13 protein-coding genes and 2 tRNA genes are annotated in these 12,395 nt (G+C 66.3%); 13 read left to right on the forward strand and 2 right to left on the reverse strand.

What is annotated here, in order from left to right:
• The first annotated feature begins 102 nt into the window (after positions 1-102).
• The 8 genes from recF (at position 103) to IFU30_RS00975 (ending at position 7,916) form a co-directional block, all read left to right on the forward strand.
• The gene (recF, locus tag IFU30_RS00940) at positions 103-1,332 is read left to right on the forward strand and encodes a DNA replication/repair protein RecF (RefSeq protein WP_192004002.1); all 1,230 of its coding nucleotides are present in this window, start codon (positions 103-105) and stop codon (positions 1,330-1,332) included.
• Complete coding sequence (locus IFU30_RS00945) at positions 1,325-1,849, forward strand: DUF721 domain-containing protein (protein ID WP_137242931.1); 525 nt, start codon at positions 1,325-1,327, stop codon at positions 1,847-1,849. The genes recF and IFU30_RS00945 overlap by 8 nt, the downstream gene beginning before the upstream one ends.
• A gap of 123 nt (positions 1,850-1,972) precedes the next feature.
• Positions 1,973-3,982: a DNA topoisomerase (ATP-hydrolyzing) subunit B gene (gene gyrB, locus IFU30_RS00950; RefSeq protein WP_064294034.1), complete on the forward strand. Its 2,010-nt coding sequence runs from the start codon at positions 1,973-1,975 to the stop codon at positions 3,980-3,982.
• A 126-nt stretch (positions 3,983-4,108) separates the two neighbouring features.
• On the forward strand, positions 4,109-6,733 hold the full coding sequence (gyrA, locus tag IFU30_RS00955; RefSeq protein WP_192004003.1) for a DNA gyrase subunit A: 2,625 nt from the start codon (positions 4,109-4,111) through the stop codon (positions 6,731-6,733).
• Positions 6,723-7,130: a DUF3566 domain-containing protein gene (locus IFU30_RS00960; protein ID WP_056010202.1), complete on the forward strand. Its 408-nt coding sequence runs from the start codon at positions 6,723-6,725 to the stop codon at positions 7,128-7,130. The genes gyrA and IFU30_RS00960 overlap by 11 nt, the downstream gene beginning before the upstream one ends.
• An 87-nt stretch (positions 7,131-7,217) precedes the next feature.
• Positions 7,218-7,291, forward strand: a tRNA-Ile gene (locus tag IFU30_RS00965).
• A 55-nt stretch (positions 7,292-7,346) separates the two neighbouring features.
• A tRNA-Ala gene (locus tag IFU30_RS00970) sits at positions 7,347-7,419 on the forward strand.
• A gap of 74 nt (positions 7,420-7,493) precedes the next feature.
• Positions 7,494-7,916: an NUDIX hydrolase gene (locus IFU30_RS00975; protein WP_079704326.1), complete on the forward strand. Its 423-nt coding sequence runs from the start codon at positions 7,494-7,496 to the stop codon at positions 7,914-7,916.
• A 70-nt stretch (positions 7,917-7,986) separates the two neighbouring features.
• Here IFU30_RS00975 and IFU30_RS00980 read toward each other — a convergent pair whose 3' ends face one another.
• Positions 7,987-8,511, reverse strand: a complete 525-nt coding sequence (locus IFU30_RS00980; protein WP_079704327.1) for a hypothetical protein — start codon at positions 8,509-8,511, stop codon at positions 7,987-7,989.
• 104 nt (positions 8,512-8,615) lie between these two features.
• Between IFU30_RS00980 and IFU30_RS00985 the strand changes: the two genes are divergently transcribed.
• Entirely contained in the window at positions 8,616-9,173 is a 558-nt protein-coding gene (locus IFU30_RS00985) for a peptidylprolyl isomerase (RefSeq protein WP_064294028.1), read from the forward strand.
• Positions 9,174-9,338: 165 nt separating this feature from the next.
• A complete protein-coding gene (locus IFU30_RS00990; RefSeq protein WP_236555314.1) occupies positions 9,339-10,031 on the forward strand; it encodes a rhomboid family intramembrane serine protease in 693 nt (230 codons plus the stop codon).
• A gap of 363 nt (positions 10,032-10,394) precedes the next feature.
• On the opposite strand, the gene IFU30_RS00995 is transcribed toward IFU30_RS00990, so the two are convergent.
• The gene (locus IFU30_RS00995; RefSeq protein ID WP_064294026.1) at positions 10,395-10,640 is read right to left on the reverse strand and encodes a cell division protein CrgA; all 246 of its coding nucleotides are present in this window, start codon (positions 10,638-10,640) and stop codon (positions 10,395-10,397) included.
• A gap of 78 nt (positions 10,641-10,718) precedes the next feature.
• On the opposite strand from IFU30_RS00995, the gene IFU30_RS01000 reads away from it, so the two are divergent.
• Genes IFU30_RS01000 through IFU30_RS01010 form a run of 3 tightly spaced genes read left to right on the forward strand, consistent with a single transcriptional unit; the run spans position 10,719 to position 12,321 of the window.
• Positions 10,719-11,525: a class E sortase gene (locus IFU30_RS01000; RefSeq protein ID WP_139382341.1), complete on the forward strand. Its 807-nt coding sequence runs from the start codon at positions 10,719-10,721 to the stop codon at positions 11,523-11,525.
• A gap of 2 nt (positions 11,526-11,527) precedes the next feature.
• Entirely contained in the window at positions 11,528-11,689 is a 162-nt protein-coding gene (locus tag IFU30_RS01005; protein ID WP_164486886.1) for a hypothetical protein, read from the forward strand.
• Positions 11,686-12,321, forward strand: a complete 636-nt coding sequence (locus tag IFU30_RS01010) for an anthranilate synthase component II (protein ID WP_192004004.1) — start codon at positions 11,686-11,688, stop codon at positions 12,319-12,321. The genes IFU30_RS01005 and IFU30_RS01010 overlap by 4 nt, the downstream gene beginning before the upstream one ends.
• Positions 12,322-12,395: the final 74 nt, after the last annotated feature.

Here is a 12,395-nt window from a genome sequence, read left to right on the forward strand (position 1 = left end):
AGGGTCGATTTCGTTCACCCTGCGTCGTCGTGACGGGCGCGCTCGGACGTCCGACGGCGCCCCGACCCGTTCGGCGTCAGGGCGAGGCGGTAGGGTGACGTGGTGATCGTGCGGCACTTGAATCTCACCGACTACCGCAACTACGCGGTGGTCGACGTGGCGCTCGAACCCGGACCCAATCTGTTCGTGGGTCGCAACGGCCAGGGCAAGACCAACCTCGTCGAGGCGATCGGATACCTCAGCAGCCTCGGGTCCCATCGGGTCTCCTCCGAGCAGGCGCTCATCCGACACGGTGCCGACGCAGCGATCATCAGGGCGCGCATCGTGCACGACGGTCGTGAGCTGCTCGCCGAGGTGCAACTCAACCGGGGTTCGGCCAACCGCGCCCAGGTGAACCGGTCCCAGATCAAGCCGCGCGAACTGCCGCGGTACGTGTCCACCGTGCTGTTCGCCCCGGAGGACCTCCTGATCGTCCGCGGCGACCCGTCGGCGCGTCGGCGGTTCATCGACCAGCTCCTCGTGCAGCGGATCCCCCGGCTGGCCGGCGTGATGGCCGACTACGACCGCTCCCTGAAGCAGCGGAACTCGCTCCTCAAATCGGCGAGGGCGCGTGGGCTGAAGTCCGGGCCCCTGGCGACGCTCGACCTCTGGGACGACCGACTCGTGCAGTACGGCACGGAGATCATCGCTGAACGTCTGCAGCTCCTGGCCATGCTCGGTGGGCCACTGCGTGCCGCGTACGAGGCCGTGGCCGGCGACGATCACCGACCGGTCCTCCTGCCCGTGCTCAGTATCGCCGGCACCGATGCCGAGGACGAGTCGGCAGCCGCCGATCCCACGGAGGGCGTGGAGCCGGGCGCCCCTGTCGATCTGGCGCGCATCGCGGAACGGTTCCGTGCGGCGCTCGCGCAGCGCCGGTCGGCCGAACTCGAGCGGGGCCTGACGCTCGTCGGACCGCACCGAGACGACGTGTTCTTCGGTCTCAACGGGCTGCCGGTCAAGGGCTACGCGAGCCACGGCGAATCGTGGTCGTTCGCGCTCGCCGCCAAACTCGCCTCAGCCGAGCTCCTCCGTGCCGACTCGTCCCTCGGCGATCCGGTGCTCATCCTCGACGACGTCTTCGCCGAGCTCGATTCGCGTCGCCGGGAACGCCTCGCGGCCGCGGTCGCGGAGTACGACCAGGTCATCATCACCGCGGCCGTGTTCGACGACGTCCCCGAACGGTTCACCGCGCACGTCGTGCGCATCGAGGCCGGACGGATCGTGGACGGTCCGGACGAGGCTGCCGGCCCAGTGAACGAGCCGCTCCCCACGGAGTCGACGCATGACTGAGCCGCGGCGACTCGGACGGGACGCCGACCCGGCGGGGGAACTCTCCGCCACGGTGTACCTCCGGTTCAAGGAGATCTTCGGCGGCGAACGGGTCTCCCGTGATCGCAAGCGTCGGGAACGCTCGGCCGAGGGGCCGCAGGACTCGGTGCCGTACGGTGTCGGTCGCGACCCGAAGGGCCTCGGGACGGTCATCGATTCACTGACCGCCGGACTCGGGTGGAACTCGCCGCTCGCTCAGCACGAGGTCCTCGGGAACTGGGCGGAGTTGTGCGGCGAGGACACCGCCAGATACTCCGAACCGGTGTCGATCGCGGACGGCGTCCTGATCGTCCAATGCCAGTCCACGGCCTGGGCGACGCAACTCCGGCACATGCGCCATGAGATCCTCGTCCGCATCGCCGAACGCTATCCCGATGCCGGTGTCGACACGATCCGTTTCCAGGGCCCCGGAGCACCCTCCTGGAAAAGAGGCCCCAGGTCGATCCCAGGGCGTGGTCCACGCGATACTTACGGCTAGGGAGGCAAATACGGCCTCCGGGCATGGAAAAGTGCCTCAAACGGGCGTTTTCTCGCGGCTTCACGGGGTCTGTTTGGTAGGATGGAACGGTCGAATCTCGACGGTTTGGAGCCCTCTTTTCCTATGACATCAGAACCCAACACGCACGCCCAAGACTCTGATTACGGCGCAAGTGCCATCCAGGTTCTCGAAGGTCTCGAAGCCGTCCGGAAGCGGCCCGGTATGTACATCGGGTCCACCGGTCCACGTGGTCTGCACCACCTGGTCTACGAGATCGTCGACAACTCCGTGGACGAGGCCCTCGCCGGCTACTGCGACACGATCCTCGTGACCATCCTGGAGGACGGCGGCGTCCGCGTCATCGACAACGGTCGAGGCATCCCGGTCGACATCCACCCGGTGGAGAAGAAGTCGACCGTCGAGGTCGTCCTGACCATCCTGCACGCCGGCGGCAAGTTCGGCGGCGGCGGGTACGCGGTCTCCGGTGGGCTCCACGGCGTCGGTTCGTCCGTCGTCAACGCACTGTCCACGCGCCTCTCCGTCGAGGTCCGTCGTCAGGGTTCGGTCTGGCGCCAGAGCTTCCAGCACGGTGTCCCCGACGCCCCGCTCCACGAGGACGAGCCGTCCTCCGAGACGGGCACCACGATCACCTTCTGGCCGTCCGCCGAGACGTTCGAGACGACGGAGTTCGACTACGAGACGCTCCGGACCCGCTTCCAGCAGATGGCCTTCCTCAACAAGGGCCTCCGCATCGAGCTCGCCGACGAGCGTCCGTTGCGCGACGCCATCGAGGCCGACGACGTCGACGACAACTCGGCGGCACACTCGCAGCGCAAGGACGTCTTCTTCTACGAGCGCGGTCTCGAGGACTACGTCGAGTACCTGAATAAGGCCAAGCGTGCCGAGCTCGTCCACGACGAGATCATCTCCTTCGAGTCGGAGAACACCGAGCGCAAGATCGCGCTCGAGGTCGCGATGCAGTGGACGACGGCGTACAACGAGAGCGTCCACACCTACGCGAACACGATCAACACGCACGAGGGTGGCACCCACGAAGAAGGGTTCCGCGCGGCGCTCACCACGCTCGTGAACCGCTACGCACGTGAGAAGGGCATCCTCAAGGAGAAGGACGACAACCTCTCCGGCGACGACGTCCGCGAGGGCCTCACCGCCGTCATCTCCGTGAAGCTCTCCGAGCCGCAGTTCGAGGGCCAGACGAAGACCAAGCTCGGCAACACCGAGGCGAAGGCGTTCGTGCAGAAGGTCGTCAGCGAGCAGCTCAACGACTGGTTCGACCGCAACCCGAACCAGGCCAAGGAGATCATCCGGAAGGCGCTGCAGGCCGCGACCGCTCGTCTCGCCGCCCGGAAGGCCCGCGAGACGGCCCGTCGCAAGGGCCTCCTCGAGGGTGGCGGCATGCCCGGCAAGCTCAAGGACTGCCAGTCGAAGGACCCGTCGCTGTCCGAGATCTTCATCGTCGAGGGTGACTCCGCAGGCGGCTCCGCCGTGCAGGGGCGCAACCCGGAGACCCAGGCGATCCTCCCGCTCCGTGGCAAGATCCTCAACGTCGAGAAGGCACGCCTCGACCGCGCTCTCGCGAACAACGAGGTCCAGGCCATGATCACGGCCTTCGGTGCCGGCATCGGTGAGGACTTCAACCCCGACAAGGTGCGGTACCACAAGATCGTGCTCATGGCCGATGCCGATGTCGACGGCCAGCACATCACGACGCTGCTGCTGACCCTCCTGTTCCGCTACATGCGCCCGCTCGTCGACCTCGGATACGTGTACCTCGCGCAGCCGCCGCTCTACCGCCTGAAGTGGTCGAACGCCGACCACCAGTACGTGTACAGCGACCGCGAACGCGACGCCCTCCTCACCGACGGTGTCGCCTCGGGCAAGCGCATCCCGAAGGAGAACGGGATCCAGCGCTACAAGGGTCTCGGCGAGATGAACTACAAGGAGCTGTGGGAGACCACGATGGACCCGCAGACGCGGACGCTCCTCCAGGTCACCCTCGACGACGCCGCGGCTGCCGATGAGATCTTCTCCACACTCATGGGCGAGGACGTGGAGTCCCGCCGGACCTTCATCCAGAAGAACGCGAAAGACGTCCGCTTCCTCGACATCTAGCCGGCCCGGTCACTGAGCTTGTCGAAGTGCGACAGCCTCGAGGACCGTCCGGCACCGACATAGCCCCTCGACAAGCTCGGGGAGCGAAGATCGTTCAGCTCCGCAATCGAAAGAGTCAGTAGACACATGGCAGACGAAACCAACGACGAGATCACGGTCCCGGACGAGGACCACGGCGTGCACGGACGGATCGACCAGGTCGACCTGCAGCTCGAGATGCAGCGCAGCTACCTCGACTACGCGATGAGCGTCATCGTCGGTCGTGCCCTGCCCGACGTCCGCGACGGTCTGAAGCCTGTCCACCGTCGCGTGATCTACGCGATGTACGACGGCGGCTACCGCCCTGACCGCTCGTTCTCCAAGTGCGCGCGCGTCGTCGGCGACGTCATGGGTCAGTTCCACCCGCACGGCGACACGGCCATCTACGACGCGCTCGTCCGCCTCGTCCAGCCGTGGAGCCTGCGGTACCCGTTGGCGCTCGGCCAGGGCAACTTCGGCTCACCGGGCAACGACGGCGCGGCCGCCCCTCGGTACACCGAGACGAAGATGGCCCCGCTCGCCATGGAGATGGTGCGCGACATCGACGAGGAGACCGTCGACTTCCAGCCCAACTACGACGGCGAGTCCCAGGAGCCGGTCGTCCTGCCGGCGCGCTTCCCGAACCTCCTCGTCAACGGTTCCGTCGGCATCGCGGTCGGCATGGCCACGAACATCCCGCCGCACAACCTCCGCGAGGTCGCCGACGGTGCCCTGTGGCACCTGGCGAACCCCGAGGCCAGCCGGGAAGAGCTCCTCGAGGCGCTCATGCAGCGCATCAAGGGGCCGGACTTCCCGACCGGCGCGCAGATCCTCGGTATCAAGGGCATCCAGGACGCCTACCGCACGGGTCGGGGTTCCATCACGATGCGGGCCGTCGTGAACGTCGAGGAGATCCAGGGCCGGACCTGCCTCGTCGTCACCGAGCTCCCGTACCAGGTGAACCCCGACAACCTCGCGCTGAAGATCGCCGACCTCGTCAAGGAGGGCCGTCTCGGCGGCGTCGCCGACATCCGCGACGAGACCTCCGGTCGTACCGGCCAGCGGCTCGTCATCGTGCTGAAGCGCGATGCGGTCGCGAAGGTCGTCCTCAACAACCTCTACAAGCACACGCAGCTGCAGGACAACTTCGGCGCGAACATGCTCGCGATCGTCGACGGCATCCCGCGCACGCTGCCGCTCGACGGGTTCATCACCAACTGGGTGACGCACCAGGTCGAGGTCCTCGTCCGCCGCACCGTGTTCCGACTCCGCAAGAAGGAGGAGCGCGCACACATCCTCCGCGGCTACCTGAAGGCGCTCGACGCACTGGACGAGGTCATCGCGCTCATCCGTCGCTCGCCGTCCGCCGACGAGGCGCGCACGGGCCTCATGGACCTCCTCGAGATCGACGAGCTCCAGGCCAGCGCGATCCTCGACATGCAGCTGCGTCGTCTCGCCGCCCTCGAGCGTCAGAAGATCATCGACGAGGCAGCCGAGATCGAAGCGCAGATCGCCGACCTCAAGGACATCCTCGCGAAGCCGGTCCGCCAGCGCGAGATCGTCAGCGAGGAGCTGACCGCGATCGTCGACAAGTACGGCGACGACCGCCGCACCGAGATCATGTTCGGTTTCGACGGCGACATGAACATGGAAGACCTGATCCCCGAAGAGGAGATGGTCATCACGGTCACGCGCGGCGGGTACATCAAGCGCACGCGCAGCGACAACTACCGTCAGCAGCACCGCGGTGGCAAGGGCGTCAAGGGCGCCCAGCTGCGCGCGGACGACGTGGTCGACCACTTCTTCGTGACGACGACGCACCACTGGCTCCTCTTCTTCACCACCAAGGGTCGCGTGTACCGCGCGAAGGCCTACGAGCTGCAGGAGGCCGGCCGCGACGCCAAGGGCCAGCACGTGGCCAACCTGCTCGCCATGCAGCCCGACGAGGAGATCGCCGAGATCCTCGACATCCGCGACTACGAGGCCGCGACGTACCTGGTCCTCGCGACGCACGACGGCCTCGTCAAGAAGACGGCGCTCTCGGAGTACGACACGAACCGCTCGGGCGGCATCATCGCGATCAACCTGCGCGAGGGCGACGAGCTCACCTCCGCGCTGCTCGTGGAGAACGACAGCGACGTCCTGCTGGTGTCCCGCAAGGGCATGTCGATCCGCTTCACGGCGAGCGACGAGACCCTGCGACCGATGGGACGCGCGACGAGCGGCGTCATCGGCATGCACTTCCGCGACGACGACAAACTGCTCTCGGCGTCGGTGCTGCCGTCGGTCGAGGGTGAGGAACGCGAGGCCTTCGTCTTCGTCGTGACCGAGGGTGGCTACGCGAAGCGCACCAACATCGACCAATACCGCGGCCAGAACCGCGGTGGTCTGGGCATCAAGGTGGCCAAGCTGAACGACGATCGAGGCACCCTCGCGGGCGCCCTGATCGTCGACGAGAGCGACGAGGTCCTTGTGGTTCTTGCCAGTGGCAAGGTGGTAAGGTCTGCCGTGGCCGAAGTTCCAGCGAAGGGGCGCGACACGATGGGCGTCGTCTTCGCACGTTTCGCGGAGAGCGACCGAATCATCGCGCTGGCCAAGAACAGTGACCGAAACCTTGAGACCCAGGATGTTCCGGAGACGGTTGCAGACGCAGCCGCCCCGGAGGGTGCAGAACCCGAGGCATCCGTGCCGGACGAGACTCCGGCGATGAAGGAAGAAGTAGATGAGCAGTAGCGTCGCAGAGAAGTTGGCCAAGAAGTCGACCAAACGCACCAGCACCAAGCAGGTGCGCCTGAAGCTGGTGTACATCGACTTCTGGTCGGCGGTGAAGCTGTCGTTCCTGGCGGCGATCGCGGTCGCCGTGGTCATCGTGGTGTTCTTCTTCCTCGTCTACACCGTGCTCAACACCACCGGTGTCTTCACGAAGGTCGGTGGCCTGTTCACCGACATCGCCGGACCGGGGAACAACATCCTGCAGTACGTCAACCTGCCGCAGGTCATGGCCTTCGCCGGCATCGTGGCGCTGCTCAACCTCATCGTCATCACGCTGATGGGAGCGCTCCTCGCGGGGCTCTACAACCTCAGCGTGAAGATCACGGGTGGCCTCCTCGTCGGGTTCACCAACAACTGACGCTCCTTCGGGTCGGCGCCGCCCCGTGCGGCGCCGCTCGATTATGAGTTGCGGCGGGAATCGGGTAGTCTCAACAAGGTTCAAAACGGGGCTATAGCTCAGGCGGTTAGAGCGCTTCGCTGATAACGAAGAGGTCCCAGGTTCAAGTCCTGGTAGCCCCACCCTGCACGACCAGCAACACACCGATTGGATCGGATCTCCGGATCTGTTCCATCCGGGGCCTTAGCTCAGTTGGTAGAGCGCCTGCTTTGCAAGCAGGATGTCGGGAGTTCGATTCTCCCAGGCTCCACAGTCCAGAAACGCCCTCGGCAGACGCCGGGGGCGTTCTCCGTTGTCGCGGGGCCCGGCGGTTAGGCTGACGGCATGGATATCCGCGTCGCTGCCTATGCCGTCATCGTCGACGAACGGGGCATGCTGCTCTCCCACTGGAACGAGAGCGGACACAGCGGATGGACGCTCCCCGGCGGCGGGATCGACCCCGGTGAGGACCCGGCCGACGCGGCCGTCCGCGAGGTGTTCGAGGAGACCGGCTACCACGCGGAGCTCGACGACTTGATCGGCGTCGACTCGCAGGTCGTACCGGCGGAGCGTCGCCTCAGCACCACGGCCACCGGGCCGCTCCACACGCTGCGCATCGTCTACCGGGCGCACCTCACCGGCGGCACGCTGACCTACGAGGCCGACGGCAGCACCGACTACGCCGCGTGGTACCCGCTCGAGGAGGTCGGCTCACTCGACCGCGTCAGCCTCGTCGACGTTGGACGACGCTTCGCCGGCCTCATCTGAGCACAGCCGTCACAACACGAAGCCCCTCCCCGGTCGAGACCGGCGAGGGGCTGCGTCGTGCGAAGCGTGATCAGGAAGCGGCAGGCTCCTCGTCGGAGACCCACAGCTCGTCGTCTGCGCGGAACGTCTGCCAGACGGCGTAGGCGACACCGGCAGCGGCGAGGACGCCGAGGCCGATCGCGATGACGGTACCGGCGCTCGCGCCCTTCTTGGCGGGCAGCACCTGCTCGGGCACGTGGAGGCGACGGAGAGCCGCCTGCACGCGGGTGTCCTTGGCGATGTCGCCGATGCTCAGCACCGTACCGACGACGCCACCGACAGCGGGGACGACGCCATCCGAGATGCCCTTGCGCACGCCGTCGACGGCGTTGCGGGAGACCTTGATCCCCCGGTCGACCGTCGGGACGACGCGGTGCTCGTAGGTGTCGCGCACGACGGGGACCACCTGCTCCTTCGAGAAGTTCCCGAGCTGACGGCTCACCTCACGAGCGACTTCGTTGGCGTGGTTCAGGACATCCTGCTGGGAGTCCCAGAGGTCGGCAGCGGAACCCTTGAGCTTCTTGAGCTCTTTCCGGCGCTTGCGTGACAGGCTCATGTGGTCATCTCCAATGATCGCGGCAACAACGTAACCTCCATCTTGCCACTTAGACCCCTGGATACCATCCGAGAGTCCCGAACCCTTGTGCAAGAATTGGGAGTATGTCAAAGCACACCGCAGTCGCCACGTTGCACACCAACCACGGTGAGATCAAGGTCAACCTCTTCGGGGACCACGCTCCCAAGACGGTCAAGAACTTCACCGACCTGGCGACCGGTGGGCGCGAGTGGACGGATTCGAAGACGGGCCAGACCCGGAACGACGCGCTGTACAGCGACCTCATCTTCCACCGCATCATCCCCGCGTTCATGATCCAGGGCGGCGACCCGCTCGGAACCGGCACCGGTGGCCCGGGCTACAACTTCGACGACGAGATCCACCCGGAGCTCAACTTCGACGAGCCCTACATCCTCGCCATGGCGAACGCCGGCAAGCGCCGCAACGCCATCACGGGCGCCGTCGAGGGCACGAACGGTTCGCAGTTCTTCATCACGACCGTTCCCACGCAGTGGCTCCAGGGCAAGCACACCATCTTCGGTGAGGTCGCCGACGCCGAGTCCCGCGCGGTCGTCGACGCCATCCAGGCCGTCCCGACCGGTGCCGGCGACAAGCCGATCGAGCCCGTCGTCCTCGAGAGCGTCACCATCTCCGAGGCCTAGACCCCGCTCGGAGGACAGACCGTGACCCTGCCCCGGGATCCGTCGGCCAACTTCTGCTATCGCCACCCCGACCGACAGAGCTTCGTGCTCTGCCAGCGTTGCGGTCGGACCATCTGTGGAGAGTGCCAGACGCCCGGGGCAGTCGGTTTCATCTGTCCGGAGGACATGAAGGCGCAACGACAGAGCGCCCCTCGCAACCGTCTCGGCGCGAGGATCAGCAACTCCTCCCCCATCGTCACGTACGCGATCATCGCCGTGACGGCGTTCGTGTTCCTGCTGCAGTGGATCCCCGGGCTCGGCGTCACGAACGCGCTCCTCTACGCCGGCGTGTACTCCGATCCGTCGTACGGCGCCCTCCAGCCCTGGCGGATGCTGACCGCTGTGTTCGTGCACTCGCAGGGGTTCATCTTCCACATCCTGCTGAACATGTACACGCTCTGGATCTTCGGCCGGATCCTCGAGACCATGCTCGGGCACTGGCGGTTCCTCGCGCTCTACCTGGTCGCCGGGTTCGCCGGTTCGGTCGGCGTCCTGTTCCTCGCCGACCCGAGGACGGCCGTCGTCGGCGCCTCGGGCGCGATCTTCGGTCTCCTCGGGGCGTTCCTCGTCATCCAGCGACGCATGGGTGCCGACACCCGCGGGCTGCTGGTGCTCCTGGGCATCAACCTCGTCATCGGCTTCATCCCCGGCGTGAACATCGCCTGGCAGGCCCACCTGGGCGGGCTCGTCGGCGGCGCCCTCATCGGCCTCATCCTCGTCAACACCCGCAAGCGCACCCAGCAGCCGCTTCAGGCAGTCCTGATCGGCGCCGTGAGCGTCGTCCTCGTGGGCGCCAGCCTCCTGCCCGCCCTGCTCTGAGCGGGACTGCACTTCGACAGGCTCAGTGACCGGGTTCGGCTCGGCGACCGGGCGTGGCTCAGTGACCGGGTTCGGCTCGGCGACCCGCGTCGACCAGTGGTGCGCTCGGCCGAGAACCGCAACCATGCAGGAGACGTTGAAGGTTGCGTGAGTTATCCACAGAGTTATGAACACTGGGGATAATTACACCGGTGTGGTTCCGCGTGTTTCCGGGACTCCTGCCGGTTCTCCACACCGGCATGTGGATAACTCGGAAGTTCTCCACATTCCTGTGGAGAACTTCGTCACGACGGATGCCCGGTACACGAAACAGCGGGCCGTCCGAGAGGACGACCCGCTGTGCACGACGTGAAGTGAGTGAGGCTAGCGCCACCTGGTGGTCATGAGGAAGCCGATGAAGGCGATGCCGAAGCCGACGAGGATGTTCCACGGGCCGAGCGACTGGATCGGGAGCAGCGTGCCGCTCAGGTAGTAGACGACGATCCAGGCGAGGCCGAGGAGCATGAAGCCGAACATGACCGGCTTGAACCAGACGGCGTTCGGTGCGGGTTCGCCGCTCGTCTGCTCGGGTTCGCGGGACGGTTTGCTTCGTGACTTCGTGCGTGCCATGCCGACATTCTACCTGTTCACCCCAATCGGTGCCTGGGGGATCAGCCGATCCCGAGTTCTTCTCGGTAGAATCCATGCGTGACCGACGACCTACCTTCGCGAGCGAGCGCACGCGCCGCTGAGCGCAGAGCGCCGTCGAAGCACCGCATCAGCGTCTTCGGGGTGGCCGGCGAGCTGCTCATCACCGCCGGCATGGTGGTTCTGCTGTTCCTCGCCTGGCAGCTCTGGTGGAACGACATGATCATGGCCGGCAGCCAGGCGAACGCCGCGTCGAGCCAGTCGCAGGAGTGGATCAAGAACGCCGAGACCGCTCCGGCACCCGAACCGACCGTGGATGCAACCGGCGCGCCGAACTACGGTGAGCCGCCCGTCACCGCCCGCCCCGCGCCGGGCGACCCGTTCGCGGTGCTCTACGTTCCGCGGTACGGCGCCGACTACCGCCGCGTCGTGGCAGAGGGTGTCGACACCGCGACCGTCCTCAACAGCTTCGACCTCGGCGTCGGTCACTACCCGAGCACCCAGATGCCCGGAGAGGTCGGCAACTTCGTCGTCGCCGGTCACCGCAAGGCCTATGGCGGCGCGATGACCCTGATCAGCGACCTGCAGATCGGCGACAAGGTCTACGTCCAGACGGCCGACGGCTACTACACCTACGTGTTCCGGAACATCACCTACGTGTTGCCCACCCAGGTGGACGTCCTCAACCCCGTCCCCCAGGTCGACGGTGTCGCACCGACGCAGCGCATCCTCACCCTGACCACCTGCAACCCGCTCTATTCGACGGCGGAACGCAGTATCGCTTACGCGGTGTACGAGTCCTGGCAGCCGCTGTCCGCCGGGCCGCCCGCCGAGATCGCCGCGTCCGTCGCGGCCGCTGGAGGCTGACGATGTACGGCGCACTCTGGAGGGTCCTGCCTGGACCCGTCTGGCTGAGGATCATCATCCTCGTCGTCCTGTTCGTGGCGGTCGTGGCCGCACTCTTCACCTGGGTGTTCCCCTACGTGGACTCGTTCATCGTCGATCAGAATGTGACCGTCGGAAACGAATGACCCGCGTCCTGGTCGTCGACAACTACGACAGCTTCGTCTACACGCTGAACGGGTACGTCGAACAACTGGGTGCAGAGACCGTCGTCGTGCAGAACGACGGCGTCGCGCTCGACGACCTCGAGCAGCGGATCCTCGGGTTCGACGGCGTACTCGTCTCACCCGGACCCGGTCGGCCCGCTGACGCCGGGATCTCGCTGGCCACCGTGCGCGCGGCGTACCGAACCGGGACGCCACTCCTCGGAGTGTGCCTCGGCCACCAGGCGATCGCCGAGGCGTTCGGAGCGACCGTGCACACCGCCGACGAGCTGATGCACGGACAGAGTTCGCTCGTGGAACACGACGGCAGTGTCTTGTACCGGGGTATTCCGCAGCAGTTCAACGCCACCCGGTACCACTCGCTCGCCGTCGTCGACGGCAGCGTGCCCGAGGAGCTCGTCGTGACGAGCCGGACGACCAGCGGCGTCATCATGGGGCTCCGTCACCGTGACGCCCCGATCCACGGCGTGCAGTTCCATCCGGAGTCGGTGCTCTCCGAGGGCGGCTACCAGCTCCTGGCGAACTGGCTCGAGACGACCGGGCTCACCTGTGCGAATGAGCGGGCACGAGGGCTCAGCCCGCTCATGACCCGGTAGGCCCTTCGACAGGCTCAGGGACCGGAGAGCCTGTTCAGGGACCGGTGAGCTTGTTCAGGGACCGTCCTTCGACA

Source organism: Plantibacter sp. CFBP 8798, assembly GCF_014841195.1.
GTDB classification, from domain to species: Bacteria; Actinomycetota; Actinomycetes; order Actinomycetales; family Microbacteriaceae; genus Plantibacter; species Plantibacter auratus.